General features: G+C 63.9%; 25 protein-coding genes and 1 pseudogene. 20 read left to right on the forward strand and 6 right to left on the reverse strand.

What is annotated here, in order from left to right; all coding sequences use genetic code 11:
* Positions 1-48 precede the first annotated feature (48 nt).
* On the forward strand, positions 49-771 hold the full coding sequence (locus tag AC0KWY_RS08135; RefSeq protein WP_474029137.1) for a HipA family kinase: 723 nt from the start codon (positions 49-51) through the stop codon (positions 769-771).
* Positions 768-1598 (forward strand): DUF3037 domain-containing protein, encoded by an 831-nt coding sequence (locus tag AC0KWY_RS08140; protein WP_474029138.1) that lies wholly within the window; start codon positions 768-770, stop codon positions 1596-1598. Before AC0KWY_RS08135 ends, AC0KWY_RS08140 begins: the two co-directional genes overlap by 4 nt.
* Before the next feature lie 139 nt (positions 1599-1737).
* Here the strand turns inward: AC0KWY_RS08140 and AC0KWY_RS08145 are convergent, their stop codons facing one another.
* The 3 genes from AC0KWY_RS08145 to AC0KWY_RS08155 form a co-directional block, all read right to left on the reverse strand.
* On the reverse strand, positions 1738-2703 hold the full coding sequence (locus AC0KWY_RS08145) for a hypothetical protein (RefSeq protein WP_474029139.1): 966 nt from the start codon (positions 2701-2703) through the stop codon (positions 1738-1740).
* 119 nt (positions 2704-2822) lie between these two features.
* Entirely contained in the window at positions 2823-3017 is a 195-nt protein-coding gene (locus tag AC0KWY_RS08150) for a hypothetical protein (protein WP_374328137.1), read from the reverse strand.
* A 3-nt stretch (positions 3018-3020) separates the two neighbouring features.
* Complete coding sequence (locus AC0KWY_RS08155; protein ID WP_474029140.1) at positions 3021-4229, reverse strand: RtcB family protein; 1209 nt, start codon at positions 4227-4229, stop codon at positions 3021-3023.
* A 284-nt stretch (positions 4230-4513) separates the two neighbouring features.
* Here AC0KWY_RS08155 and AC0KWY_RS08160 point away from each other — a divergent pair, with 284 nt between their 5' ends.
* Complete coding sequence (locus AC0KWY_RS08160) at positions 4514-4783, forward strand: inner membrane CreD family protein (RefSeq protein ID WP_474029141.1); 270 nt, start codon at positions 4514-4516, stop codon at positions 4781-4783.
* Positions 4780-5193: a hypothetical protein gene (locus AC0KWY_RS08165; RefSeq protein ID WP_474029142.1), complete on the forward strand. Its 414-nt coding sequence runs from the start codon at positions 4780-4782 to the stop codon at positions 5191-5193. The genes AC0KWY_RS08160 and AC0KWY_RS08165 overlap by 4 nt, the downstream gene beginning before the upstream one ends.
* A gap of 457 nt (positions 5194-5650) precedes the next feature.
* Here AC0KWY_RS08165 and AC0KWY_RS08170 read toward each other — a convergent pair whose 3' ends face one another.
* Positions 5651-5983 carry a DUF7079 family protein gene (locus AC0KWY_RS08170; protein WP_474029143.1) on the reverse strand — a complete coding sequence of 111 codons (333 nt, stop codon included), beginning with the start codon at positions 5981-5983 and terminating at the stop codon, positions 5651-5653.
* A 246-nt stretch (positions 5984-6229) separates the two neighbouring features.
* Here AC0KWY_RS08170 and creD point away from each other — a divergent pair, with 246 nt between their 5' ends.
* The 5 genes from creD to AC0KWY_RS08195 all read left to right on the forward strand — a co-directional run bounded on the left by creD (position 6230) and on the right by AC0KWY_RS08195 (position 11348).
* Entirely contained in the window at positions 6230-7561 is a 1332-nt protein-coding gene (creD, locus tag AC0KWY_RS08175; RefSeq protein ID WP_474029144.1) for a cell envelope integrity protein CreD, read from the forward strand.
* Entirely contained in the window at positions 7561-8868 is a 1308-nt protein-coding gene (locus tag AC0KWY_RS08180; RefSeq protein WP_474029145.1) for a glycoside hydrolase family 3 N-terminal domain-containing protein, read from the forward strand. The genes creD and AC0KWY_RS08180 overlap by 1 nt, the downstream gene beginning before the upstream one ends.
* 98 nt (positions 8869-8966) lie before the next feature.
* Positions 8967-9095 (forward strand): hypothetical protein, encoded by a 129-nt coding sequence (locus AC0KWY_RS08185; RefSeq protein ID WP_474029146.1) that lies wholly within the window; start codon positions 8967-8969, stop codon positions 9093-9095.
* Positions 9096-9120: 25 nt separating this feature from the next.
* Positions 9121-10410 (forward strand): hypothetical protein, encoded by a 1290-nt coding sequence (locus AC0KWY_RS08190; protein ID WP_474029147.1) that lies wholly within the window; start codon positions 9121-9123, stop codon positions 10408-10410.
* A gap of 2 nt (positions 10411-10412) precedes the next feature.
* On the forward strand, positions 10413-11348 hold the full coding sequence (locus AC0KWY_RS08195; RefSeq protein ID WP_474029148.1) for a COG2958 family protein: 936 nt from the start codon (positions 10413-10415) through the stop codon (positions 11346-11348).
* A gap of 88 nt (positions 11349-11436) precedes the next feature.
* Here the strand turns inward: AC0KWY_RS08195 and AC0KWY_RS08200 are convergent, their stop codons facing one another.
* Together AC0KWY_RS08200 and AC0KWY_RS08205 are read right to left on the reverse strand one after the other, a co-directional pair.
* Positions 11437-13308 (reverse strand): 5'-nucleotidase C-terminal domain-containing protein, encoded by a 1872-nt coding sequence (locus AC0KWY_RS08200; protein WP_474029149.1) that lies wholly within the window; start codon positions 13306-13308, stop codon positions 11437-11439.
* A gap of 327 nt (positions 13309-13635) precedes the next feature.
* Positions 13636-13897 (reverse strand): annotated as a pseudogene (locus AC0KWY_RS08205) (IS5/IS1182 family transposase); the annotation flags it as partial.
* A 290-nt stretch (positions 13898-14187) separates the two neighbouring features.
* Between AC0KWY_RS08205 and AC0KWY_RS08210 the strand changes: the two are divergent.
* The 11 genes from AC0KWY_RS08210 (at position 14188) to AC0KWY_RS08260 (ending at position 26034) form a co-directional block, all read left to right on the forward strand.
* Positions 14188-15588: a reverse transcriptase family protein gene (locus AC0KWY_RS08210; protein ID WP_474029150.1), complete on the forward strand. Its 1401-nt coding sequence runs from the start codon at positions 14188-14190 to the stop codon at positions 15586-15588.
* A gap of 132 nt (positions 15589-15720) precedes the next feature.
* A complete protein-coding gene (gene tyrS, locus AC0KWY_RS08215) occupies positions 15721-16995 on the forward strand; it encodes a tyrosine--tRNA ligase (protein WP_474029151.1) in 1275 nt (424 codons plus the stop codon).
* 18 nt (positions 16996-17013) lie between these two features.
* Complete coding sequence (locus AC0KWY_RS08220) at positions 17014-17769, forward strand: TerC family protein (protein ID WP_474029153.1); 756 nt, start codon at positions 17014-17016, stop codon at positions 17767-17769.
* A 3-nt stretch (positions 17770-17772) separates the two neighbouring features.
* Positions 17773-18426, forward strand: a complete 654-nt coding sequence (hda, locus tag AC0KWY_RS08225) for a DnaA regulatory inactivator Hda (protein ID WP_474029154.1) — start codon at positions 17773-17775, stop codon at positions 18424-18426.
* Positions 18423-19091 carry a histidinol-phosphatase gene (locus tag AC0KWY_RS08230; RefSeq protein WP_474029155.1) on the forward strand — a complete coding sequence of 223 codons (669 nt, stop codon included), beginning with the start codon at positions 18423-18425 and terminating at the stop codon, positions 19089-19091. Before hda ends, AC0KWY_RS08230 begins: the two co-directional genes overlap by 4 nt.
* A 48-nt stretch (positions 19092-19139) precedes the next feature.
* Entirely contained in the window at positions 19140-20471 is a 1332-nt protein-coding gene (pcnB, locus tag AC0KWY_RS08235; RefSeq protein ID WP_474029156.1) for a polynucleotide adenylyltransferase PcnB, read from the forward strand.
* Position 20472: 1 nt separating this feature from the next.
* A complete protein-coding gene (gene folK, locus AC0KWY_RS08240) occupies positions 20473-20955 on the forward strand; it encodes a 2-amino-4-hydroxy-6-hydroxymethyldihydropteridine diphosphokinase (RefSeq protein ID WP_474029157.1) in 483 nt (160 codons plus the stop codon).
* A gap of 61 nt (positions 20956-21016) precedes the next feature.
* On the forward strand, positions 21017-21835 hold the full coding sequence (gene panB / locus AC0KWY_RS08245; protein WP_474029158.1) for a 3-methyl-2-oxobutanoate hydroxymethyltransferase: 819 nt from the start codon (positions 21017-21019) through the stop codon (positions 21833-21835).
* Positions 21836-21860: 25 nt separating this feature from the next.
* On the forward strand, positions 21861-22685 hold the full coding sequence (panC, locus tag AC0KWY_RS08250) for a pantoate--beta-alanine ligase (protein ID WP_474029159.1): 825 nt from the start codon (positions 21861-21863) through the stop codon (positions 22683-22685).
* 127 nt (positions 22686-22812) lie between these two features.
* The gene (locus AC0KWY_RS08255) at positions 22813-24201 is read left to right on the forward strand and encodes an autotransporter outer membrane beta-barrel domain-containing protein (protein ID WP_474029160.1); all 1389 of its coding nucleotides are present in this window, start codon (positions 22813-22815) and stop codon (positions 24199-24201) included.
* Positions 24202-24297: 96 nt separating this feature from the next.
* Positions 24298-26034 (forward strand): type I secretion system permease/ATPase, encoded by a 1737-nt coding sequence (locus AC0KWY_RS08260; protein WP_474029161.1) that lies wholly within the window; start codon positions 24298-24300, stop codon positions 26032-26034.

A 26034-nucleotide genomic window follows, 5' to 3' on the forward strand; every position in this document is an offset into this window, starting at 1 on the left:
CAGAACTCCGTAGCCATCTCTTGACGCGCTTTACCGATCGGAGCTTTCATGTCGCTAACCATCGTCGAAGTCATCAAACAGGCCGATCAGGGTTTGTCTTCACCTTTCCTGTGCCGGGGCGACGACGGCGAGTTGTATTTCGTGAAAGGTCGGGCCAGCGGACGAGCCAGCTTATGGGCGGAGTGGCTGGCCGGGAATCTCGGGCGGGCTTTCGGGCTGCCGATTCCGCCCTTCTGCATCGCCGAAGTGCCGGCCGCCTTGATTCGCGAATGTCCGCCCGACTTGCGCCCACTGGGCAACGGCCCGGCGTTCGCTTCGCGCAACGCCGCAGGCTGCCAGTGGCTGGAGTTGGCCGCTGCGCCGGCTGTCGATAAAACCCTGCAGCGCGATATTCTGGTTTTTGACTGGTGGCTGAAAAACGGCGACCGCACGCGCGGCAACCCAAATCTGCTATGGCATTCAGGCAACAAGGAATTGGTGGTCATTGATCACAACCAGGCGTTCGACCCTGCTTTTTCAGCAGCGGATTTCTGGGCGCACCATCTGTTTGCCGGGCAGCACGACGCGGTATTCAAAGACCTGGCCGAACAGGCTCGTTACGCGGCGCGGCTCAATGATGCGCTTTCCGTCTGGGATGAGGCTTGCGATAATGTCCCTCCCGAATGGCGGTGGGAAAACGACGAGCAAGATATTCCCTGCCAATTCGACCCGGTAGCCGCCCGCAGCTTGGCGGCGCGTTGTGCAACCCCTGACTTCTGGAGGACGCTATGAGCCAGTTTGCTTGCCGCTACGCTGTCGTGCAGTTCCTTCCCTATGCAGAAACAGGGGAGTTCGCCAACGTGGGCGTCGCCTTGCTTTGCCCGGAGCGCGGCTTTTTCGGTTTCCGTCTGCAAAACGCCCGACGGACAAAGCGCATCACCGGTTTCTTCGAACGCCTGGACCGCGCCGTGTTCGTTCGCGCTCTAGGGCTTTTCGAGCAGGAGTTGGCGCGCGTCAAAACGATGCTGGAGACCGAAGTTTTCCCCCGCGCCGATGCCGAAAATGCCCGCCAGTTGTTCACCGCGCTGACCCATCCACGCGAAGCGATCGTGCGCTTTGCCCCGGCTCGTGCGATTCTGACCGCCGACCCGGCGCTTGAACTCGAGAGCCTGTTTGGCCGTTACGTCGAGCACGATTTCGCGACGCCGGAACACCGCGAGGAAGTTCTGGAAAAACGCATCGGTCAGTTGTTGCGCACTTTGCCGCTCGCCAAGCCCTTCCAGGCCCACACCATCGCCGACGACGACACCCGGGCGCGCTTTCCATTTGTGCTGCTCGACAACGGCAAACCGGTCAGGGCCATCAAACCACTTTTCCTGGCACAGGACGAGCCGTTCAAAGTCTTCGAGCACGCCGATTCGTGGGTGCCAAAACTACGCCGTTTGCAGGCCAGGGGCCTGCTGCCCGAGGCCACGCTGATTTCCACCGAAGCACCCGCCGAAGACAGCAAGTGCTTCAAGGCATTTGCCGAGGTGCGCGCCGAGTTGCTGGGCATGAACTTGCAAACCGCCCCTGCCAATGACGAAACGACGCTTCGGCGGTTTGCTGGCGCCTTGTAATTTCGCCTGAAAATCAAACAGCTAGACAGCGAACTGCATCGCCCCTTTGGTGCACACGCCTTTTGGGGACGTGCAGAATCGTCAGCCACTGAGTTGCCGACGAAACTCACTCGCTACCAGGTTCCAGAGCAGAGGGCCGTCACTCCGCCGCCAACCGAAACATCTCCACCGCCGGATTCTGCCGCCGCAGTCCTACGTTGGCCTTGTCGGCGAGCAGGAAATCCGGCCAGTCGGCGGTTGGCTGGAAGCAGAAGCGGCGCGGCAGTTCGGTGTACAGCGAGCGCGGCGGCGCCGTGTGGCCGATGCGCTTGAGCAGGCGACCGCTCGCTTCGCTGTGGTAGTAGATGTGCGCGACCCCGATTTCCTCGCGCAGGAAGGCAATCGCCGCCCATAGCATGGCTTCCGCCCAGATCGGGCGATAGCGTTCGCGCAGGTGGCGACAGTAGGCGAGCGACTGGCCGAGCGGTAACGGCAGCTTGCGGTAGCCGTACCTGACGACGTCCCTGTCGCCGGCTCCGGCCCGCTGTTGCCGCAACAGCCAGGCTTCCAGATCGTCCGCGTAGCGCAGCCAGTCGTTCTGGATTTCCTCGATCAGCGCGCTGCCGCTCGCCCAGTCGATGTCGATGCGCGCCCAGGCCAGCGTGTGACGCTGGCGGGCAACCGGGTGGCCGTAGTAGGTGAACAGGTGCTTGGCATCGCCGAGCGGCGCGAAAAGACGCTGGTGCTCGCCACTGAAATTGAGTTGCAGGACAAGATTGACGCCCGGCCGCGAGGTTTGCTGCCAGCGCCAGTCGCCGCGGCGCTCGTTGCCCCACTGGGCGAGGTTGAGGATGAAAGGCGTCTGCGCCGCATCGTAATCGGCGGCGTTGAGCCAGGCTTCGTCGAGGCTGCCGCCGCAATGGGCGAGCAAGGGCTTCAGGCGCGGTTTTTCGAGCAGGCCGGCGTAGGCGGAACGGCGCAAGGCGGCGACCGGCGCACGCCGCCCCGGCTGCTGGCGGCAGTGGTGCCGCAACAGGCCGATGCCGTAGCGGTCACGGTAATAAGAGTAGACGGTGCGTTCGCCCTGTAGACAGGCGACGATCTCGTCGGCGAGTGCTTTTTGCATGGATGACTCCGGGAGGTGCATTCGGGAATGAGGTGCGTAGCGGGGGCTGGGAAAGGTCAGTCATGGTTTTCTCCTTGGTAAAAAATGCGCCGCGACCGGATCGGCCGCGGCCTTGTCCTTCAATCGATTTCAAACTCCGCCACGTCGCCGGCGAGCAACGCATCGAGCATCTCTCGAGTGCGTTGCCGCGCCTGCTGGCGGGCGGCCTTGCGGGTGTTGCCGTGCGGGCCGGCGCGGCGGGTCAGGCCGGGCACCAGCAGCGGGTTGCGCGGCCGGCTTTGCGGCAGGATCAGCGGTTCGAGTTTCTTGGCCATCGCTCACCCCTTCACGCACAGGACCTGCTTCAGGGTATGGACCACCTCCACCAGATCGCGCTGGTTCTCCATCACCTGATCGATGTCCTTGTACGCCGCCGGAATTTCATCGACGACCCCGCCATCCTTGCGACACTCGATGCCCGCCGTCTGGTCTTCCAGATCGAAACGGGAAAAGCGCCGCTTGGCCGCGCTGCGGCTCATCCGCCGCCCCGCCCCGTGCGCGCACGAGCAAAACGACTGCGCATTGCCCAGCCCGCGCACGATGTACGAACGCGCCCCCATGCTGCCGGGGATGATGCCCAGTTCGCCCGCCTGCGCCGAAATGGCGCCCTTGCGGGTGATGAACAGGTTCTCGCCGAAATGCCGCTCGCGCGCCACGTAGTTGTGGTGGCAGTTGATCGCCTCGCTCTCCAGCCGGAAAGGCGGCAGCTGCTTCTTCAACACCTCGACCACCGCCGCCAGCATCTGCTGCCGGTTGAGCAGCGCGTAATCCTGCGCCCACTCCACCGCCTCGACGTAATCGTCGAACAGGTCCGAGCCCTCGCTGAAATAGGCGAGGTCGCGGTCCGGCAGATGGATGCGGTGACGCTGCATGTCCTTCTGCGCGGCGGCGATGAAATAGCGGCCGATGACGTTGCCGATGCCGCGCGAGCCGGAATGCAGCATCACCCACACCGCGCCGGCCTCGTCCAGGCACAGCTCGATGAAGTGATTGCCGCCGCCCAGCGTGCCGAGCTGGCACAGCCAGGTTTCGTTGAACCGGCGCTGCATCTTCATCAGCCCCGGATGCTTGCCGACAATCGCGTCCAGCCGCTGGTCGAGCACCCGCCCGACCCGCTGCAAGGCGCTGCCGCGCATCCGGCTCGCCGCGTGCTGTTCGAAGCCGCAAGGCACGCTGCCTTCGATGCCCAGACGCAAACTGCGCAGATTGTCCGGCAAATTCTCGGCACGCAACGTCGTGCGCACCGCGTTCATGCCGCAACCGATGTCCACGCCGACCGCCGCCGGAATGATCGCCTGCCGCGTCGGAATGACGCTGCCGACGGTGGCGCCGATGCCCGCATGCACGTCCGGCATGGCCGCGACATGGCCATGCACGATCGGCAGATTGGCCACGTTCAGCAACTGCTGCATGGCCGAAGCTTCGATATCGCGCGTCCACACCTTGACCGGGACGCGCCCCTTGTTCAGTTCTAATTGAATGCCCATGATGGATTCCAGAATAGTGCTTTGCTATGGAATCCGGCCCGCGGTGAAAACTTTGCGGTCAACCGCCAAAAAGGCATAAAAAACCCCGGCGGACGGCCAGGGTTCATTTCCCGGCCCGGATTCGCTGATCAGCGCGTTCCGGGCGACGACTCGCCTGCGGCTCAGCGCTGGAAAACCTCGTGATCTCGTGCAGGCATGTCGTACTCCTTTCAAAAAATGCGGTTGGCAAAACGTGGGGGAAGTATCGCGGGGGGATGGGGCGGGGGTCAAGGTGATATTTCGGCATGGATGCAACAGGTGTTGCATTGGCGCAACATGCAAATTTCTACTGCATTGGCTGGCTGAACCCAGGTTCTGACAAGGCCCTTCGCAAGCATGATTCATTCAACCTGATCGGCTTCTACCTGGCCGGCGCGCTAGGCGGCGTGCTGCGCTCGGAAGACAACGCGCTGCTGATGGGCGCCCTGCTGCTCTTCGCCGCGCAGGGCACAACCATGCTCGCCACCCGCCACGTCAATTGGCATCGCCTGAGCAGCAATCCGGAGGAAGCATGAACGCGGCCGCCCTGCCGCCCGCCGGGGCGGCCTGCGGGCGACCGGAATTGAACTTTGCAGCCCGGCATGGTCCAAACACAGCGTGCAACACCTTTTGTCACACCTTGTTGGCTCGGGAGGTCAGTATGGCGAAATGGATTTTCTTGCTTGGTGCTTCTTTGTTCAGCGCCATTTTCGGTGAAGCGGTCTTTTTCACGATCATCGATCCGCAACAGCTCTACTTGTTTGGCGAACCGGTTTCCTGGCAACCGATTGCAGTCTATTCGGCCGGATTCTTCATGTTCTGGGGTTTGACTTTCTTCAACGCGGCCTTGGTCACCTGGTTGCAAAAACCGGGCGATGAGGTCAATCGTGAGCCGCAAGAACAGGCACGCCGTCTTGAGCAAAGAAACCGCCTGAAATCCACCTAGCGAACTGGGTACGGCCCGCCATTGCCCCGATTTGCACTTCGTTTGTTGCAGGTCTTCGCTTGGCGGTGCGGACAGAAAAACTTCTGCGTCACAACACCGCTTGAGCGCGGGATTTTGTCATTGATGCTCCCCCTGGCGCCGCACTAGGCTTGCCTCGTGGCGCGCCTTTCCAGGCGGGTTCGGGTTGCCTGCAATCCCGCCACGCTGGGGTTACCCCGGCGGTTTTCTCGCAGTTGGACTTTTCATCGCCTGAACCTCACACGCCGCTGGCGTGGACGGTTCAGGCAGGACACGACAGGCTGGAAAAGGCGCCACGCCCGCAGGCGCGACATGAACGATCCCGACGACTTCGCCCCGGACGACATGCTGCCGGCCAGGGCCATGCGTTCGGTCGCCAGCGGACTGGTACACGCCTTGCTTGAAGGAAAAAGGGGCCGGGCTCAAATTATCCGCCCCGCTAGTCGCCAAGCAATCCCAGAAGAACCCGGTAACGCTCCTGCAGCACCGGATGCCGTAGCGGGTCCGGGCGCAAGCGCCTGAACAGCCGTTGCCACCATCTCCGGGAACGCGCCATGGCAGCAGGTACCCTGGCACGGACTTCGTCCTCGGACCACCCCTCCATCTCGGGCATCGGGTTGAGCCCGCTGAAATTCCCCATGAAGGCGGGCGCCACCTCGTCGCGCAGGATGTTCGCCAGTTCCGCCGCGCCGACCTCCGCCGCGCGCAGCGTTTGCGCGATGCTTCGGTAGTCGTAATCCTGCAATTCGCGCGCGACGAAAAGTTCGGCCAAGGCGGTCCACACCTGGACACGGTCTTCGGGTTCGGAAGCGGGTGAAGCCATCGTTCAGCGTACAGCCGGGAGGCAAGTGGGCGGGATCATAGCATTCCATTGGCTTACTCCCGCGCCATGGGATGCTGCGGCTTGCGGTGGTCGACCGCCCACTTCACCCCCGCTTCACAATCCCCCGCCCCCACTTCGCCCTGCCCTCACTTGCGGCGGCGAGACTGGCTCCGTCATTCACTCAGGGAGCCTTTCATGGACCGCAAGTTGCTGTTCAAGATTATTGCCGTTGTCGTCATGTCCATCCTGCTGCTGGTGCCGCTGGCGCTGATCGAGGGGCAGATTCGCGATCGCAGTCAGCGCCAGCACGAAGTGCAGCAGAACATCGCCAACAGTTCGGCCGGCGCACAGACGCTGGTCGGGCCGGTGATCCTGCTCGAATTCCGCGAGCGGGTGCAGGAGCCGACGCGCGATCCGGCCAGCGGCAAGATCACCGGCACGGTGTCGCGCATCGAGACGCAGCGCCAGTTGATCTCCGCCGAGAGCCTGAACATCGACGGTTCGGCGCGGGTGGAAAACCGCCATCGCGGCATTTACCAGGCGCGGCTGTTCCATCTCGATCTGGTCAACCAGGCGAAGCTGGTGATCGAGCCGTTCGCCGCCAGCGCGCCGGAGCGCACGCTGATCGATGCCGAGGCGACGCTGGTCGTGGGCGTTTCCGATCCGCGCGGGGTCGATGTCGATCCCGAGGTGACGATCAACGGCAAGCCTTTCCGTTTCGTCACGCCGGGTAACCGGCTGGAAACCGGCGAGGCGCTGAAGATGCCGCAACTGATCGTGCCGCTGGGGCGCATCGACCCGAGCAAGACGCACAGTTTCGACGTGCGCTTTCCGCTGCAACTGACCGGCACCACCCGCCTGGCGATCACGCCGAGCGCGCAGAGCAACCGGATTCACCTGAAGTCGGACTGGCCGCACCCCAATTTCGGCGGCCGCTTCCTGCCGCGCGAGCGCAGCGTCGGCGCCGACGGCTTCGATGCGCAGTGGGCGATTTCCCACCTCGCCCGCGATTTCGACCGCGCGCTGGACCCGACTTCGGGCGAGGCGCTGTCGATCGACTTCGTCAACCCGGTGAATGTTTACCTGCAATCGGAGCGAGCGGTGAAGTACGGCATCCTGTTCATCGTCCTCACCTTTGCCGGCTTCTTTCTCACCGAAATCCTGCGCCGCGCGCCGATCCACCCGATGCAGTACCTGCTGGTCGGGCTGGCGCTGGCGCTCTTCTTCCTGCTGCTCATCGCGCTCTCCGAACACCTGTCGTTCGCGCTGGCTTACGGACTGTCCTCGCTCGCCTGCATCGCGCTGATCGGCTTCTACCTGGCCGGCGCGCTGGGCGGCGCGAGGCGCGGGCTGGCCTTTGCCGGCGGCCTCACCGGCCTCTATGGGGTGCTGTACGGCGTGCTGCTCTCGGAAGACAACGCGCTGCTGATGGGCGCCCTGCTCCTCTTCACGGCACTCGGCACGATCATGCTCGCCACCCGCCGCGTCGATTGGCACAGCCTGGCCGGCAAGACGGAGCAGGCCTGATGGCGGCGCTCGCCCTGCCCCTGCGCGGCGCCCCGGCGCGCCGCCTGCCCGGCGCGGCGACACTGGCGGCCAATTTGTGGCCGTTGGTGCTGCTGCCCTCGGCCTGGTATTACCAGCACCCGCTGCTGTTCGGCCTGCGCCACGTCGAAAGCGCGCTGCTCTGGGTGCTGCCGCCGCTCGGCCTGCTCTGCTGGCGGCGGCTGCCGGGCATCGCCCGCGTGCTGCTGGTCGGTATCGGGCTGCTGCTCGGCTGGCAGGCGCTCGACTACCAGTGGCAACGCCAGGCGGTACTCGCCGCCGGGCCGGCAATGCGCGCGGTTGGTGGGCATTTCATCGTCGGTTACACCGATCTCGACGAAATCCGCGAACTGGCGGCCAAAGGCTTGATCGGCGGCATCTACGTCGGCCGACGCAACGTGCACGGCCGTAGCCTGGCCGACGTGCGCACCGAGATCGCCGGTCTGCAGGCGCTGCGCGCGCAGGCCGGCCTGCCGCCGCTGATCGTCGCCGCCGACCAGGAGGGGGGCCGGGTCAATCACCTGTCGCCACTGCTCGAACGCCTGCCGCCGCTGGCCGGCGTGGTCGACCAGCCCGATCCCGGCCGCGCCGCGCAGGCCTACGGCGCGCGTCAGGGCCAGGCACTGGCCGGGCTCGGCGTCAATCTCAACTTCGGCCCGGTGGTCGACCTGCGCCCGGCTGACCGACCTGCCGGCGACAGGTTCAGCGACATCCCGGCGCGCGCCATCGGCAGCGATCCGGAAGGCGTCACCGAAATCGCCGCCGGCTACCTCGACGGCCTCGCCGCCAGCGGCGTGCGCGGCACGCTCAAGCATTTTCCCGGCCTCGGCCGGGTCGACCGCGACACCCACCTGCACCCGGCCCGGCTGAGCGAGACGCCGGCCGAACTCGCCGCCGACTGGCTACCCTTCCGCAGCCTCGCCGGCCACGCCGGCAGCGCGCTGATGCTCGGCCACGTCACGCTCGAAGCGCTCGACCCGCAACGCGCCGCCTCGCACTCGCCGGCCGTCGTCCGCCTGCTGCGCAAGGACTGGGGCTACGACGGCGTGCTGGTTACCGACGACCTCAACATGGGCGCGGTCTACGACCTCGGCATCGGCAAAGTGGCCAGCGAAGCGCTGGCCGCCGGCGTCGATCTGCTCCTGGTCAGCTACGACCCGCGCCAGGTTTACCGGGCGGTTTACGGCGCGGCAGCGGCGTTGACCGATGGGCGGCTGACGGCAGAAAACCTGGCGGCAAGCAGGCAACGGCTGAATGACTTCCCGGCCGGACAATCTCAACGCCACTGACATTCTTTTGAGCAGCACCGCGTCCGTGTCAAAATCCTCGGCTGACACAGCTTCGGCAGCACCGCAAACCGCCTGCCCAACGATCACCGAGCAAACCCATGCACAACTTCGCCAGCATCTTCAAAGATGCGAACATCCGTAGCAGCCTCACCCAATTTACCGAGGCTCATCTCGACTGGCTCGAATCCAGCCCTTTCGATAAGAAGCGGCGGCGCTTGCCTAACTGAAGTCGTTTGAGAAGAACCCGGCCCCATGAGCGCCCCCTTGCCGAACCGCAAACCTTCCGCCAACGCCGGCGCCGGTTATTCGCCCCGGCGAGCGATTCGGCAAACGCAAACTGCCAAAAATGCGCGTCATATCGGCCAGCTTCGAACAATCCTGCTGTGGGCCAGACAACGATTCAGCGAGCATTTCGCCGGTTCGCTGATCGCCCTCGCCTTCTCGCTGGGCGGGCTGTTGATGCTGGTGTATTTCTTCCGCATTCAATACCTCCCCGCCATTAGCCTTGAATCGATCACTGGAATATTGCTGGGTGTTGCCATGGCGGGAACGCTGACGCTGGGTTCTCTGGCGATCCTTTTAGGATTGCCTGGCGCTGCGCTACAGCTTTGCCTGCGTTACCGAGTCGTCAATCCTGGTTCGGGCATATTCGACGATGAAGAAAAAACGCCGGCCAGACAAAAGTTCAGGGGCAAGGCGCGCGTGAGCTTTCTGCTCTATGTCTACGTCGCTGAGTTTCTCGCCTTGCTCGCGATACTCGGCCCCGCTTATCTAGATCTGACGCACACTTTTTTTGGCTGGCCCTTGGTTACGACCACTTTGACGATCAGCGGCCTTTATTTGATTGGCGTCGTGATTTTCACCGCGCGCTATGAGAAAGGCGGGCCGGCTAAACTACTGGCCAGAGTGCGCTACCGAAAATTCAGAGGCCATACCCACGGGCTATGGATTCTTGGCTTCCTGACACTCTTGCTGATCTGCATCAGTACCTTCCTGTTTCAACTGTTTCCACTTTTTCAGCGGGAAAGCGACTTTGAGAGCCTGCTCAACTACTGGGTGGTCATTTCCGTAAGTTGCGCTGTCGGCATCGCCGCCATTCACAACTGGAAATCGGCGTTACTGCTCGGCGTTTTGCCGCTCTTCCTGTTTCTGTTCGCACTTGGTGGCCTTGGCAGCATGTCGGAGAGCGTCATGCGCACGCTAAAACTCGGCGCTCTGGAAAACACCACGATGCTGGTCACACCAACCGGATGCCAAAGCATCGCCGCGCAACTGACGACATCCCTGTGCGCCAAGCAAAAACCGCTGCCTCCCGATGCCACCTGCCGTATCCAAGGCCTGACGATTCTTTCGCGCATCGGCGAAGAACAGTTGCTGGCGTTCAAGGACGAATCGTCGGAAACACGCTTGACCTTGCGCAGCAGCGAAGTGATCAGCATGGCCTACCCGGAAAAACGCGCCGGCAACTCCGCCCCGAGCCAGGCGCAGAAGCCCTGCGTTACGATTGAACCCACCGCCCCGCCGCCTTCTTCGGAGAAATGAGCATGGCCAAGATGAACCTGCGCCAGACCATAGCCGACCTTCTCAAGGCGCACCCGAATGAGCGCTTCACCGCCCGTCAGATTGCCGAGTGGATATTTGCCAACCAGCGCGAAGCTTGCGAGGAAAAGCGCAAGAACAGCCAGCAGGACTTGAGCGACGACGCGGCCTTTCTCTGGCAACTGGTCGCCGAGATCGGCTCGAATCGGCCGGTGATCCAGAAGCGCTGGCCGCAGATTCGAACGACCGAGGGACGCCCGCGCCAGTATTACTGGACGGCGGCGAGTGAGGCGGCGGAAGTGGCTGAGGTGGAAAAGCAGGCCCAGGCCAACAAGCCCGGCAAACTGAGCGAACACGATCTTTACCCGTTGTTGTGCCGTTACCTGTATGGCGATCTGAAGCTTTACCCCAAACGCATCGACGAGAAACGCGCCACCAACCGCCACGGCCCCAACGGCAACAAGTGGCTTTTCCCCGATCTGGTCGCCCTGGAAAACCTGGGCGAAGACTGGGATCAGGAAATCCGCGCCTGCGTGCAGCAAGCCGGCGCACAACGGGCACGCCTCTGGTCGTTCGAGGTCAAGTTGCTGATCAATCGCGCCAACGTCCGCGAAACCTGGTTCCAGGCGGTGTCCAACTCGTCCTGGGCGAACCTGGGTTATCTCGTCGCCGCCGACATCCAGGAAAGCGCGATGAAGGAGCTTCGACTGCTCGGCGCGTCTTACGGTATTGGCTTGATCCGCCTGGACACCGGCGCCCCCAGCGAAAGCGAAATCCTGATCCCGGCACGGGAACGCAGCGAAATCGACTGGGACGCCTGCAACCGCCTGGCCGTGGAAAACAGTGACTTCCGCGAGTTCGTCAGTTGGGTCCGGCAGTTCCACCAGACCGACAGCGCCCAGGTCGGCAAGTGGGACATCCCTGAGGCAGCGGATTTTTAAGCCTTTTACGCAAGACAAGGGAGATGCCTGGCACACCATGAAAAAAGCCGGACTTTCGTCCGGCTTTGCTGGGGTGGCCTTGTTTGACTTATGGGGTAACCGATTTCAGGCAATACGTCGTCAAGTCGAGCGCAGGAAGCAGCCTGTTGGGCAAGCCCTTGATGTAATCCACCAAGGGTACGTAATAGAGAATGTAGGTATTCTCGAAAACGGTGGGGTCCGCATCTCTCACGCTCTTGAAAGTCAGGTAGTTGTCTTTGCCCTGGGCGGTGAAGGAGTTGGTGGCAACGGTGTACACGGTGTCGTTGGCAATGGCTGACCAAGTGCCGGTATTCCTGTCCTGTACTTCCACGTTCTTGATCACTTCGTATTCGCCACCGCTGAGGAAGACATCGTAGCGAAGACCCGCGGCGACCGGGAAGGCACCGGTGGAACCCGAGTGCAGCGAGTAGTAGGCGCCTTCGTTGAGCACCTTGACGATGTCGGAGCCTTTCATGTTGATCATGACGATCGTGTTGGAGAAAGGCAGAACCTCGATCACCTGCGCCATGGTGATCGGGCCGGCGAGCAGGTTGGCTCGTACCCCGCCGACATTCTGGATGGCGACATCGATCGCCGGATTGGTTTTCCTGAACGCTTCGGCAACGACCTGTCCGGCGAAACTTCCGCTTGGGGTCTGACCGGCGGCAAACGGGGTGGGAATTCGGGTGTTGGCCATCGTTTCCGTAATGCTGCCGACCACTTCGTTCTTCGCTTCCTCCAGTTTCACCCGGTAAGGCGCAAGGAGCGCATCAATCGTGGAATTCAGGCCGGCCACGGTCAGGATGGGAGAAGCGTCGATGGCGGCCATGATCTGGGCTTTTACATCCTCGGCCACCTGGACGAATGTCCCCGAGCCGTTCTTGCGCTGGAATGTGTCGCCGACAGGAATGATGATGTTGCCATCGGCATTCTTCACCTTGCCCTCGGCATCGAAGTCGACATTCAGCACGCCTAGCGCGTAGGCATAGTTCCACGCGGTTACCACGTAAACCGGGTCACCGCTGGGGCCGGTGACCGTGGTCGGGTATTTCCCCAGACCATCCATTTTTGCGATCTCATCGTGGCTGTAACCGGCAAACGGACCGGTCTGGTCGTTGGCGTAGATGGGCGCCAGGCCGATCTGGGCGAGTTCCGAAGTATCGCCAAGCAGGGAGTGGGTATCGCCGCCGACGATGACATCGAGACCGGGCACTTGCTGGGCGAACAGAATGTCGTTGTAGTAACCGACGTGGCTGACCAGAACGATCTTGTTGACGCCTTTGGCTTCAAGCTCGGCCACCATTTTCTTGGCGGTCTCGATTTCATCGGCGAAAGTGACATCGTCGGAAACCAGCGAAGAGTTCTTGGTCTTTTCGACTTTGAGAATTCCGATAATGCCGACTTTCTCGCCATCAATTTCCTTGATGACGTAGGGTTTTATCTTGTCCTTGACCGCATAGAGGGGGCTAGCCGGCTCCGGCGACATATTCGAAGACAATATCGGGAAATTGGCCATCTCAATGAGTTCGGCGAGCCTGGCATCGCCTTCGTCAAACTCGTGGTTGCCGAGGGTGTAACCGTCGAGTTTGAGTTCGTTGAATAATTTGAAATCCGGCTCGCCCTTGAAAAGCGAAAAATAGAGCGTACCGTTGAGCTCGCCGCTATTGACCACGATGCTGTGATCGTCTCTTTCCTGTTCGATAATCGTCGAAAGCCTGGCGAAACCGCCCATGTCGACCCGCGTCGCAACGTTGTCGATCATGAGATCGTAGCTGCTGCTGTCGAGATACGAGTGGTGATCGTTGGTGTGGATGATCTTGACCGACACCGCCTTGGGCTTTTTGTTGCTGTCACCGTCGTCAATGCAACCGGAGAGTACGGCCACGCTGCCGGCGAGAAATATGGCGGTGAGAATCGGTTTCAATGAAAACAAACGCATGATACTAACCCCGTTTAATGTTTATTAATTCATGATGCGGCGATATTGGCAATATGGATTGCCAATATCGCCGCCGCGAATCGTTTAATCCATGAGAAAAGCCGGCGCAATGAACTCGAATTGCAGTTCTCTTAAGCCAGGAAGCTGAAATGCTGCGTCCCGGACTATATATTTCAGAGATTGAGTTTTTATGACCGCTCCGAAATTCTTCAATTGAAACCCAGCGTTTTCCGGGATCGTCATTGCGCTGCATTCTCCCGCACCTGGGATGCGCGGATTATTTCGGCTGTTTTTCGGCAAGCGCGGGACGGATTGCGCCCCAGGTCTTGCGAAGACCGCCAAGCCATCCCGGCTTTCCATCAAGGCGCGGCCGATGAAACAGCGCTTGGTTTCATTGCCCCGGGACTTCTCGAGCAGGCGAACATCCGGATCGGTCGTCGAGGCGTGCGTGTCGTTCTTGCGCTCCTCGCCCTTGAAAATCCACCGTCGCGTTGCGAGCACCGACTTCCGGCGGCTTGCCGGAAGCATTCTTGGCCTCGCAGCTTTTTGCCGACGCCCAGGCTTCAATCAGCGTGCCATCGACCGTGAAGGCGACGCTGGTCGGCGTGCAACGCGCTCCGGGAAGCGATGCGACGGTTCCAGCCCGGCCTCAAAGCTAGCACCGCGTCATTGACGCTCACCCCGGCGCTGCACTAGGCTTGCCGCGTGGCGCGCCTTTCCAGGCGGGTTCGGGTTGCCTGCAATCCGGCCACGCCGGGGCTACCCCGGCGGTTTTCTCGCAGTTGGACTTTTCATCGCCTGAACCTCACACGCCGCTGGCGTGGACGGTTCAGGCAGGACACGACAGGCTGGAAAGGGCGCCACGCCCGCAGGCGCGACATGAACGATCCCGACGACTTCGCCGACGACTTCGCCCCGGACGACCTGCTGCCGGCCAGGGCCATGCGATCGGTCGCCAGCGGGCTGGTACACGCCTTCCTTGCCGGCGACTCCGACCCCGCCAGTCTGCGCGAACGAGGCCGCCACGCGCTGGGCGAGAATCCAGGCTGGTTGCCGTTGCTGGTCCTGCATCTACACCAGGAATTCGGTGCGCCGTTCACCGCCCATCAGCACGACGCCTTGCTTGAAGCGGTGCTGGCTTACCGCCACTTTCGCAAGGCTTTTCTGCCTTGGTGCGTCCGTCCGCGCATCCGCGCCCATTTCGCTTTCCATCCGCCGATGGGCGAACCGCCCGCAGCGCTCGCCGGGCGCTCCCTACCGGCGCTCGCCACGCCCGGCGAACTGGCCGACTGGCTCGGCCTGCTGCCCAACGAGCTGGCCTGGTTCTGCGGCAACTGGCAGGTATCGCCAAACCAGCCGAAGCTGGATCACTACCGCTATCGCTGGCTGCGCAAGGCAAGCGGCGGCGCCCGCCTGATCGAGGCGCCCAAGGAAACGCTGCGCGCCATCCAGCGCCGCATCCTGCACGGCATTCTCGACAAGGTGCCGGTACACGCGGCGGCGACCGGCTGCGTGCGTGGTCTGTCGGTGGTCGACAATGCCCGCCGCCACGCCGCCTCGCCCTTGCTGCTGAAAATGGATCTGCGCGATTTCTTTGCCAGCATCCCGGCCGGGCGCGTCTTTGCCCTGTTCCGCACCCTCGGTTACCCAGCGGCCAGCGCGCACTGCCTGACCCAACTGTGCACGCACGCGACGCCGATGCGCGTCTTGCGCCAACTGCCGCAAGACGAATATGCCAGCCTAGAAAGCCGCCGCCAGGCGCAGGCATGGGCGCGACGCTTCGCCACCCGCCACCTGCCGCAAGGCGCACCGACCTCGCCGGCACTGGCCAACCTCTGCGCCTGGCGGCTGGATCTCCGCCTGGCCGGCCTGGCCCGCGAGTGCCGCAGCGGCTTCAGCCGTTACGTCGACGACCTCGCCTTTTCGCTGCCGGTGGACGATGCGCCCCGCGCCCGCCGCATCCAGTTTCTGGTCGAGGAAATCGTCATTCAGGAAGGCTTTGCCCCGAACTGGCGCAAGACCCGCCTGTGCCCGGCCAGTCAGGCGCAGACGCTGACCGGTCTGCTCATCAACCGCCATCCCAACCTGCCGCGCGCCGAGTACGACCGGCTGAAAGCCATCCTCACCAACTGCCGCCGCCACGGCCCAAGGGGACAGAACCGCGATCAACACCCGGATTTCCGCGCCTACCTGCAAGGCCGCCTCGCCTGGTTGCGGCAAGTGAATCCGGCCCGGGGAGAGAAGCTGCTGGCGCTGTTCGGGCAGATCGACTGGACCTGATCGCGCCATCTCCCATTGCCGACGGCAAAGCGCGAAAAACCGCCGCCCCCCGCCCGCTCTGCTAAAATCCTGCGTCCGTTTTTCCGGCGCCCGTTCCATTGGCATGGCGCCCCTCCCATGGAGATTTCACCGATGTACCAGTCCCCCCTGCTTCAGGATCTGCATGAGCGCGGCCTGATCGCCCAGCTCACCGACGCGGAAACGCTCGACAAAATGCTGCAGGAGGAGAAGATCACGCTGTATTGCGGCTTCGATCCGACCGCCGACAGCCTGCACCTCGGCCACCTGGTGCCGGTACTCATCCTCAAGCGCTTCCAGCAGGCCGGGCACAAGCCGATCGCGCTGGTCGGCGGCGCCACCGGCATGATCGGCGACCCGAGCTTCAAGGCGACCGAGCGCAAGCTCAACACACCGGACGTGATCGCTTCCTGGGTCGGCAAGATCCGCGGCCAGGTCGAACCCTTCCTCAGCTTCGACGGCGACAACGCGGCGCTGATGGCGAACAACCACGACTGGTTCGGCGCCATGAACTGCCTGGAATTCCTGCGCGACATCGGCAAGCACTTCTCGGTCAACGCGATGATCAAGAAGGAATCGGTGCAGCAACGCCTGGTGCGCGAGGACCAGGGGATTTCCTACACCGAGTTTTCCTACAGCCTGCTGCAGGGCTATGACTTCGCCGAACTGTTCAAACAATTCGGCTGCAAGCTGCAGGTGGGCGGTTCCGACCAGTGGGGCAATATCGTCGCCGGCACCGACCTCACCCGCCGCCTGCACCAGACCCAGGTCTACGGCATGACCGTGCCGCTGATCACCAAGGCCGACGGCACCAAGTTCGGCAAGACCGAATCGGGCGCCATCTGGCTCGACCCGAAGAAGACCTCGCCCTACGCCTTCTACCAGTTCTGGCTGAACACCGCCGACGCCGACGTCTACAAGTTCCTCAAGTTCTTCACCTTCCTGCCGGTGGCGCGCATCAACGAAATCGAAGCGACCGACCAGGCGAGCGGTGGCAAGCCCGAAGCCCAGCGCATCCTGGCCGAGGAAGCGACCCGCCTGGTGCACGGCGAAGTGGCACTGATGGCGGCGCGGCGCATCACCGAATGCCTGTTCTCCGGCCAGCTCGCCGACCTGACCGAGAACGACCTCGAACAACTGGCCCAGGACGGCATGCCCGGCATCACGCTCGACAGCGCCGCCGACAGCCTGATCGACGCCCTCGCCGCCGCCGGCCTGGCCAAGTCGAAGTCGGAAGCGCGCACCTTCATCCAGGGCGGCAGCGTGACGATCAATGGCAACAAGGCCGACTCGCTCGACCACCGCCTCGTCGGCGACGACCGCCTCTACGGCCGCTTCACCATCCTGCGCCGCGGCAAGAAACAGTACGCGATGCTGCGCTGGCAATAACCCTTACCCGGAACCGTCATGGACTTCCTGCTCAATCCCGAAATCTGGATCGCCTTCTTCACGCTGACCGCGCTGGAGCTGGTGCTCGGCATCGACAACATCATCTTCATCTCGATCATCGTCGACAAGCTGCCCAAGGAAACCCGGGAGTTCGCGCGCAAGCTCGGCCTCTTCCTCGCCATGTTCATGCGCATCGGCCTGCTGCTCGCGCTGTCGTGGATCGTCGGCATGACCGAGCCGGTGTTCACGGTGTTCGGTTCCGGTTTCTCCGGGCGCGACCTGATCCTGATCGGCGGCGGCCTGTTCCTGATCTGGAAGAGCACCGGCGAAGTGCACCAGCTACTCGAAGGCGAGGAAGGCGAGGAGTCGCGCAAGGTCGCCAACAGCTTTGCCGGGGTGATCGTGCAAATCATGCTGATCGACCTCGTCTTCTCGCTCGACTCGATCATCACCGCCGTCGGCATGGTGCGCGAGGTAGGCGTGATGATCGCCGCCGTCGTCGCCTCGGTCGGCTTGATGATGCTGTTCGCCGGCGCCATCGGCAAGTTCGTCTCCGAGCACCCGACGATCAAGATGCTGGCGCTGTCTTTCCTGGTCGTCGTCGGCGTCGTGCTGATCGCCGACGGTTTCGGCCACCACGTGCCGAAGGGCTACATCTATTTCGCGATGGCCTTCTCGGTCGGCGTCGAAATGCTCAACATCCGCCTGCGCAAGAACGCCGCCAAGCCGGTCGACCTGCGCGAGCCCTACGTGCGCGAAGAAGGGCAAGGCTGAGCAATGCGCCAGTTGCTGCTCGACCTGCTGCCGGAGAGCGCGCCCAGCCTGGACAATTTCGTCGCCGGCACCAACGCCGAGACGGTTGCCGCGCTGACCGGCTGGCTGGCCGGGACGCCCGCCGACACCGCCTTCTGCCTGTACGGCGGGGCCGGCTGCGGACGCAGCCACCTGCTGCAGGCGAGCGGTTTCGACTACCTCGACGCGGCGGCCGACCCGGCGCTGGCCAGCCTCGGCGAAACGACGCTGGCGGCAGTCGATAACGTCGAGGCCCTCGACGGCGAAGGCCAGGTGGCGCTGTTCAACCTGTTCAACCGGCTGAAGATGGCCGGCGGCCGGCTGCTCGTCGCCGCCACCCAGCCGCCCGCCCACCTGGCGCTGCGCGAAGACCTGCGCACCCGCCTCGGTTCCGGCCTGATCTACCGCCTGCAGGCGCTGAGCGACGCCGAAAAGGCGGCGGCGCTGGCCACCCAGGCCCGCGAACGGGCACTGAAGCTGCCGCCGGAAGCGATCGATTACCTGCTGCGCCACGCGCCGCGCGACATGCGCTGGCTGTCCGCCTTCATCGTCGCCCTCGACCAGCACACCCTCGAACACAAACGCGCCGTCACCCTGCCCTTGCTGCGCGAACTGCTCAACCACGAAAGCCCCGCATGAATCTCGCCCTCTTTGACCTGGACAACACCCTGATCGCCGGCGACTCCGATTTCGAATGGGCGCAGTTCCTGATCGCCAAGGGCGTCGTCGACCGCGAGGTCCAGGAAGCCAAGAACGTCGAGTTCTACGAGCATTACAAGGCCGGCACGCTCGATATCGGCGCCTTCCTCGAATTCCAGCTGGCGCCGCTGACCCGCCATTCGCGGCAGCAGCTCGACGCCTGGCATGCGGAGTTCATGGACCGCCACATCCGGCCGATCATCGGCGACAAGGCGCGCGCCCTGGTCCGCGACCACCTCGACGCCGGCGACCTGTGCGCCGTCGTCACCGCCACCAACAGCTTCGTCACCGGCCCCATCGTCCGCGAATTCGGCATCCCGCACCTGATCGGCACGGTCCCCGCCGCCGACCTCAAGGACGGCACTTTCTTCGGCACTTCGACCGGCACGCCGTCGTTCCAGGCGGGCAAGATCGTCCGCGTCGAACAGTGGCTGGAAGCGCTCGGCCTGTGGTGGGGCAGCTTCGAAACCACCAGCTTCTACAGCGACTCGCACAACGACCTGCCGCTGATGAACCAGGTGAAAATGCCGGTCGCCGTCGACCCGGACGACAGACTGCGTGCTTACGCGAGCGAAATGGGCTGGAAAATCATCACTTTGCGGTAAAATCCCCGTCTTTCCGTCGCGCCCCATGCGCCTGCCCCCCAGGAACTCGTGATCCGCAAACTCATTTCCCGCGTCTTTAGCGGCAAGAAAAACCGCGCCGGCCATAACGAACCGGTGGTCATCCCGGTCTCCGGCCACGGCATCACCCGCGACCGCCTCTCCAGCGGCAGCCGGCGTACCTGCGAAACCCTGCAGGCCGAAGGCTTCAAGGCCTACGTCGTCGGCGGCGCCGTACGCGACCTGCTGATCGGCGCCGAGCCGAAGGATTTCGACGTCGCCACCGACGCCACGCCGGAAGAAGTCAAACGCGCCTTCCGCCGTTCGCGCATCATCGGCCGCCGCTTCCAGATCGTCCACGTGATGATGGGCCAGGAGACCATCGAGGTCACCACCTTCCGCGGCCAACTCGACGAGAACACCAAGAAGGACGAACACGGCCGCGTGCTGCACGACAACGTCTTCGGCAGCCAGGCGGAAGACGCGGCGCGCCGCGACTTCACCGCCAACGCGCTGTACTACGACCCGACCACCGAAACGGTGATCGACTACCACCACGGCGTCGGCGACCTCAAGGCGAAGACGCTGCGCATGATCGGCGAGCCGCGCGCCCGCTACCGCGAAGACCCGGTGCGCATGCTGCGCGCCGTCCGGCTGGCGGCCAAGCTCGGCCTCGCCATCGACCCGGCGGCGAAGAAGCCGATCCGCGAGATGGCTGGTCTGCTGGAAAACGTGCCGGCCGCCCGCCTGTTCGACGAGATGCTCAAGCTCTTGACCTCCGGACACGCCGTCAAATGCATCACCCAGTTACGCGACGAGGGCCTGCACCACGGCCTGCTGCCGCTGCTCGACGTGATCCTCGAACAGCCGATGGGCGAACGTTTCGTGATGGCCGCCCTGGCCAACACCGACGAACGTATCCGCCGCGGCAAGAGCAGCTCGCCCGGCTTCCTGTTCGCCACCCTGCTCTGGCACGAGGTGCTGGCGCACTGGGAAAAGCTCATGGCCGCCGGCGAAACGAAGATTCCGGCGCTCTACCAGGCGATGGACACGGTGCTCGACGTGCAGGCCGAGAAGCTGGCGATCACCCGCCGCATCGCCGGCGACATCAAGGAAATCTGGGCCCTGCAGCCGCGTTTCGAGCAGCGCACCGGCAAGCGCCCCTACGCGCTGCTCGAACATCCGCGCTTCCGCGCCGGTTACGACTTCCTGCTGCTGCGTGCCGAAGCCGGCGAAATCGAGCGTGAAACCGGCGACTGGTGGACGGCCTTCCAGCATGCCGACGGCGAAGGCCGCGCCAACATGCTGTTGCCGGAAGCCGCCGGCGACAAGAAGAAACGCCGGCGCAAGCGCAAGAAACCGGCTGCCGAACCCGAAGTCTGAGATGGCCATTGCCTACATCGCCCTGGGCGCCAATCTCGGCGACCCGGCGTCCACCCTGCGTGCCGCCTTCAGCTCGCTCGACGCCTTGCCGGACAGCCGCCTGCTCGCCCGCTCGGCGCTCTACCTGAGCGCGCCGGTCGGCCTTGCCGGTCAGCCGGACTTCGTCAATGCCGCCGCCCGCATCGAAACCACGCTGCCCCCGGAAGCCCTGCTCGACGCACTGCTCGCCATCGAGCAGCAGTTCGGCCGCATCCGCGGCGAACGCAACGGCCCGCGCACGCTCGACCTCGACCTGCTGCTCTACGACCAGCAGGTCATCGCGACGCCGCGCCTGACCTTGCCGCACCCGCGCCTGCACCAGCGCGCCTTCGTCCTGCTGCCGCTGGCCGACCTCGACCCGACCCTCAGCCTCCCCGGCCGCGGCACGCTCGCCGCGTGGCTGCCGGCGGTCGCCAGCCAGGGCATCCGGCGACTCGACGCCTGACTATTGCACCCGCGGCGCCGCTGTGTATCCTAGGCGTCCGATTCATAGGAGCGAATCCCCCATGTCCGCACAAACCGTCACCCGCCGCACGACCCAGGGCGATCTGGCCAAGCTTTACCAGGCCGGCGAAAAAGTCGTCATGTTCACCTGCTACGACGCCAGCTTCGCGCGCCTGCTCGACGGCGCCGGGATCGACTGCCTGCTGATCGGCGATTCGCTGGGCAACGTCATCCAGGGCCACGACACGACGCTGCCGGTGACCGTCGCCGACATCGCCTACCACACCGCCGCCGTCAAGCGCGGTTCCGACCGCGCCTTCATCCTCGCCGACATGCCTTTCGGCAGCTATCAGGAATCGCCCGAACAGGCTTTCCGCAACGCCGTCGCGCTGATGGCGGCTGGCGCCCAGATGGTCAAGCTCGAAGGCGGTGCCGAGATGGCAGCGACGGTACGCTTCCTGGTCAGCCGCGGCATCCCGGTCTGCGGCCACCTCGGTCTGACGCCGCAGTCGGTGCACGTACTCGGCGGCTACAAGGTGCAGGGTAAGGGCGAAGCCGCCGCGCAGCGCCTGAAGGACGACGCGCTGGCACTGCAGGAAGCCGGGGCGACGATGATCGTCCTGGAAGCGATCCCCGCCGCGCTGGCCGCCGAAGTCACCGCCGCGCTGCACCTCATCACCATCGGCATCGGCGCCGGCAAGGATTGCTCCGGCCAGGTCATGGTCGTCCATGACGCCTTCGACATCCCGCCTGGCCGCAAAGCCAAGTTCGTCCGCAACTTCATGGACGGCGCCAGTTCGCTGCACGACGCCGCCTGCCGCGCCGCCGCCGCCGTCCGCGACGGCAGCTACCCCGGCCCGGAACACACCTACGCCGGCTGATCCCCGGCCAACCCAGACCAGCCCCATGCAAATCCATTCCGCCATCGCCGACCTGCGCGCTGCCCTGCGCCAGCGCGGCCGCATCGTCTTCGTCCCGACCATGGGCAACCTGCACGCCGGCCACATCAGCCTGATGGAACAGGCGCGCGCGCACGGCGACACCGTGGTCGCCTCGATCTTCGTCAACCGCCTGCAGTTCGGCCCGAACGAGGACTTCGACAAGTATCCGCGCACCTTCCAGGCCGATTGCGACAAGCTCGCCGCCGCTGGCGTCGACGTCCTGTTCGCGCCGACCGAGGCCGACCTCTACCCAGAAGCGCAGGAATACTTCATCGAGCCGCCGGGCATCCAGAACATCCTCGACGGCGAATTCCGGCCCGGCCACTTCCGCGGCGTCGCCACCGTCGTCAGCAAGCTGTTCAACTGCGTCCAGCCGCAGGTCGCGCTGTTCGGCAAGAAGGACTACCAGCAGTTGATGGTGATCCGCAACATGACCCGCCAACTGGCGCTGCCGATCGCCATCGTCGGCGGCGAGACGGTACGCGCCGAAGACGGCCTCGCACTGTCGTCGCGCAACGGCTACCTGAGCGAGGCCGAGCGCGCCGAAGCGCCGCGCCTCTACCGCACGCTGAACGAAACCGCCGCCGAACTGCGCGCCGGCAACGCCGATTTCGCCGCTCTCGAGCAGGCTGCCGTGGCAAAACTGGCCGCCACCGGCTGGCAGACCGACTACATCGCCATCCGCCGTCGCCACGACCTGGCGCCGCCGGAAACGCCCGCGCAGCCGCTCGTCATTCTCGCCGCCAGCCGGCTCGGCCGCACCCGCCTGATCGACAACCTGGAGGTCTGAACCCGCCCCCCCGCATCACCAACGATGCTTCATGCATTTCTTTACAAAAGAAATACACTTTTGCCATAAACTCCGTGCATAAATCACTTTGACCACGCGCCAAGCGCATTTTTAAGGAGTTCAGGCAATGGCGGCAGACCTCATCGATCGCGACACCATCGATTCCAACTACGACCTGCCCGGCGACATCCGCAATGTCTGTCTGGGCAAAGGCAACGACACGCTGAAGATCGGCGGCAACGCCAACTATGTACATACCTGGGACGGCAACGACAACATCACCATCGTCGGCAGCGTCGATTGCGTGGACGCCGGCAACGGTGACGACCAGATCGACATCGGCGGCGACGCCAAGCACGTTCTTCTCGGCAGCGGCAACGACACCCTGAATGTCGACGGCAACCTGGGCTGCGTCGTCAACGCCTGCGGCGCCGGCGACGACGAAGTCACCGTCGGCGGCAACCTCGGCCACGCCAATCTGGGCGACGGCAACAACACGCTCACCGTCGGCGGTAGCGCCGACTGCGTCATCACCGGCAAGAACGACGACACCGTCACCGTCGATGGCGACCTCAAGCACGCCTGCGTCGGCGACGGCAACAACAAGATCATTGCCGGCGGCAATGCCGACTGCCTGGTCGGCGGCCATGGCAGCGACCACTTCTTCGTCGATGGCAACCTCAAGCACGCCAACCTCGGCAGTGGCGACAACTGCGCCGTCGTCGGCGGCGATGCAGACTCGGTCATCGGTTGCGGCGGCATCGATGCGGTGAAGACCGGCGGCGACCTCAAGCACGCCTGCCTGGGCGATGGCGACAACGCCGTCCTCGTCGGCGTCGCCGCCGGCAATGTCATCACCGGCGGCGACGCCGGCTGCCTGGTCACCGGCAGCGGCAACGACCGCTTCGTGATCTACGGCAACGCCGACCATATCAACATGGGTAGCGGCAACAACGAAGCCTACATCTCGGGCAACGTTGACTGCTCGGTTCTCGGCTACTGGGACAACGACCATCTCCTGGTCGACGGCAACCTGAAGAGCACCTGCCTCGGTTCCGGTGACGACCAACTGGTGGTCAAGGGCACGTCCAATCACGCCAACCTCGGCGACGGCCAGGACACCGCCTGGATCGGCACCAATAGCTGCGTCGTCGATGCCAGCTGCGGCAACGATACCGTCTATGTCGGCCAGAATCAGGGTCGCGTTTACATGAGCCTGGGCGACGACAAACTGACGCTGGGCAGCTTTGCCGACCGCAGCGTCGTCGACGGCGGCCTGGGCAAGGACACGCTGACCCTGGTCGGCGATGCCAGCGACTACACGGTCAAGAAGAGCTGGACCGGCGCCTCGATGGACATCACCAACAACGCCACCGGCGAAAAGATGACTGCCTGGTGGTTCGAGGACCTGCAATTCGTCGATGCCAGCGCCGCACCGACCAGCGACAGCATCATCGACACCAACTTCATCGAAGAGGTCTACAGTATCCCGTGCTTCAACGCCCAGATCTTCTGAGCAAAGCTGCAGCGAGTTGAAACCAAGCAACTCGGACACAGGGGGCGCAAGCCCCCTTTTTTGGTTTTCGCAACCGTATCGTGAGCCTGCCCACGGATGAACCGCCACATCCTGCCGCCCCTGCATTTTCCGCATCCCCACGCCACCCTGGAACAGGCGCTCAAGCTCTGCAAGAACAGCTTCCTGAGCATCGCTGCCTTCAGCATGTTCATCAACCTGGCCATGCTGGTGCCGGCCATCTACATGCTGCAGGTCTATGACCGGGTCGTGGTTGGCAGCAGCCTGCCGACACTTTATGTCCTGACCCTGCTGATGCTCGTCTTCATGGCCGCCATGGGCTTGCTCGACTGGGCGCGTCAGGACATCATGCGGCGCGTCGGCAACCGGCTCGACATCCTGCTGGCGACGCCGCTGTTCGATGTCGGCTACCGGCAGGCGGTGTTTTCCGGCGGACTGGTGTCCGGGGCACAACCCCTGCACGACCTCAAGGGCATCCGGCAATTCGTCTCGAACAACGGCTTGTTCGCCTTTTTCGATGCGCCCTGGGTTCCCCTCTACCTCATCGTGATGTTCGCCTTCCACGTCTGGATCGGCGTCGCCGGCGTGGTCAGCGCGCTGATCCTGATCGGCATCACGATCGCCAACGAGCGCATCACCCGCAAGCCGCTGAAGGAATCCAGCCAGGAATACGAGGAGGCCAACGCCTCCTTGAACCGGCTTTATCGCAACGGCGAAGTGATCGCCGCCATGGGCATGCTCGGCCACATCCGGCAGCGCTGGCTGAACCGGACCAAGAGCGCGATGCTCAAGCAGAACGCGGCGGCCGACACCTCGTCGATGCTGACCGCGCTCGCCAAGACCCTGCGCATCGTCATCCAGTCGCTGATCCTCGGCCTCGGCGCCTACCTGGCGATCAAGCAGGAAATCTCGCCGGGCATGATGATCGCCGGCTCGATCCTGCTCGGCCGCGCCCTGGCACCGATCGACCAGGTGCTCGGCATCTGGAAGCAGTTCGCCCAGGCCAGGGAACAGTACAAACGTCTGAACGCCAGCCTGCACAACGACCACCTGGTGGAAAGCGAAATGTCGCTACCGGCGCCACAGGGCGAACTGCTGGTCGACAACATCACGGTCACCGCGCCCGGCAGCAACACCGTGCTGCTGCACGACATCCATTTGCAGGTCCGCGCCGGCACCATTACCGGCATCATCGGCCCCAGCGCCGCCGGCAAGTTGACGCTGGCCCGCGCCCTGCTCGGCATCTGGCCCTGTGCCAAGGGCGGCGTCCGGCTCGACGGCGCGGACATCTTCACCTGGAACAAGAGCGAACTCGGCCCGCATGTCGGCTACCTGCCGCAGGACATCGAACTGTTCGAAGGCAGCGTCGGCGACAACATCGCCCGTTTCGGCGCCCGTGACCCGGAAAAGGTCGTCGCCGCGGCGCGCAATGCCGGTATCCACGAGATGATCCTGCGCCTGCCGCAGGGCTACGACACCCGACTCGGCAACGGCGGCGCCAACCTTTCCGGCGGCCAGCGCCAGCGCCTGGGGATCGCCCGCGCCATTTACGGTTCGCCCCGTCTGGTCGTCCTCGACGAGCCCAACGCCAACCTCGATCACCAGGGCGAAATGGCCCTGCTCGACACCCTGCAGATGCTGCGTCGCGACGGCGCCAGCGTCTTCATCATCACCCACAAGACCAATGTGCTGGCCGCCGTCGACAAGCTGCTGGTCCTCGCCGACGGCAGCCTGTCGATGTTCGGTCCGCGCGACGCCGTCCTGGCCGAGCTGAATCGTCACGCGCCGCCGCCCAAGCTCAAGGAAGTCGTCTGA

The sequence above is a fragment of the Azonexus sp. MM2026_4 genome (assembly GCF_055901855.1).

Coding starts and splice junctions, on each gene's coding strand:
- AC0KWY_RS08135 (WP_474029137.1), top strand. CDS start 49: ATGTCGCTAACCATCGTCGAAGTCATCAAACAGGCCGATCAGGGTTTG.
- AC0KWY_RS08140 (WP_474029138.1), top strand. CDS start 768: ATGAGCCAGTTTGCTTGCCGCTACGCTGTCGTGCAGTTCCTTCCCTAT.
- AC0KWY_RS08145 (WP_474029139.1), bottom strand. CDS start 2,703: ATGCAAAAAGCACTCGCCGACGAGATCGTCGCCTGTCTACAGGGCGAA.
- AC0KWY_RS08150 (WP_374328137.1), bottom strand. CDS start 3,017: ATGGCCAAGAAACTCGAACCGCTGATCCTGCCGCAAAGCCGGCCGCGC.
- AC0KWY_RS08155 (WP_474029140.1), bottom strand. CDS start 4,229: ATGGGCATTCAATTAGAACTGAACAAGGGGCGCGTCCCGGTCAAGGTG.
- AC0KWY_RS08160 (WP_474029141.1), top strand. CDS start 4,514: ATGGATGCAACAGGTGTTGCATTGGCGCAACATGCAAATTTCTACTGC.
- AC0KWY_RS08165 (WP_474029142.1), top strand. CDS start 4,780: ATGAACGCGGCCGCCCTGCCGCCCGCCGGGGCGGCCTGCGGGCGACCG.
- creD (WP_474029144.1), top strand. CDS start 6,230: ATGGACCGCAAGTTGCTGTTCAAGATTATTGCCGTTGTCGTCATGTCC.
- AC0KWY_RS08180 (WP_474029145.1), top strand. CDS start 7,561: ATGGCGGCGCTCGCCCTGCCCCTGCGCGGCGCCCCGGCGCGCCGCCTG.
- AC0KWY_RS08185 (WP_474029146.1), top strand. CDS start 8,967: ATGCACAACTTCGCCAGCATCTTCAAAGATGCGAACATCCGTAGCAGC.
- AC0KWY_RS08190 (WP_474029147.1), top strand. CDS start 9,121: ATGAGCGCCCCCTTGCCGAACCGCAAACCTTCCGCCAACGCCGGCGCC.
- AC0KWY_RS08195 (WP_474029148.1), top strand. CDS start 10,413: ATGGCCAAGATGAACCTGCGCCAGACCATAGCCGACCTTCTCAAGGCG.
- AC0KWY_RS08200 (WP_474029149.1), bottom strand. CDS start 13,308: ATGCGTTTGTTTTCATTGAAACCGATTCTCACCGCCATATTTCTCGCC.
- AC0KWY_RS08210 (WP_474029150.1), top strand. CDS start 14,188: ATGAACGATCCCGACGACTTCGCCGACGACTTCGCCCCGGACGACCTG.
- tyrS (WP_474029151.1), top strand. CDS start 15,721: ATGTACCAGTCCCCCCTGCTTCAGGATCTGCATGAGCGCGGCCTGATC.
- AC0KWY_RS08220 (WP_474029153.1), top strand. CDS start 17,014: ATGGACTTCCTGCTCAATCCCGAAATCTGGATCGCCTTCTTCACGCTG.
- hda (WP_474029154.1), top strand. CDS start 17,773: ATGCGCCAGTTGCTGCTCGACCTGCTGCCGGAGAGCGCGCCCAGCCTG.
- AC0KWY_RS08230 (WP_474029155.1), top strand. CDS start 18,423: ATGAATCTCGCCCTCTTTGACCTGGACAACACCCTGATCGCCGGCGAC.
- folK (WP_474029157.1), top strand. CDS start 20,473: ATGGCCATTGCCTACATCGCCCTGGGCGCCAATCTCGGCGACCCGGCG.
- panB (WP_474029158.1), top strand. CDS start 21,017: ATGTCCGCACAAACCGTCACCCGCCGCACGACCCAGGGCGATCTGGCC.
- panC (WP_474029159.1), top strand. CDS start 21,861: ATGCAAATCCATTCCGCCATCGCCGACCTGCGCGCTGCCCTGCGCCAG.
- AC0KWY_RS08255 (WP_474029160.1), top strand. CDS start 22,813: ATGGCGGCAGACCTCATCGATCGCGACACCATCGATTCCAACTACGAC.
- AC0KWY_RS08260 (WP_474029161.1), top strand. CDS start 24,298: ATGAACCGCCACATCCTGCCGCCCCTGCATTTTCCGCATCCCCACGCC.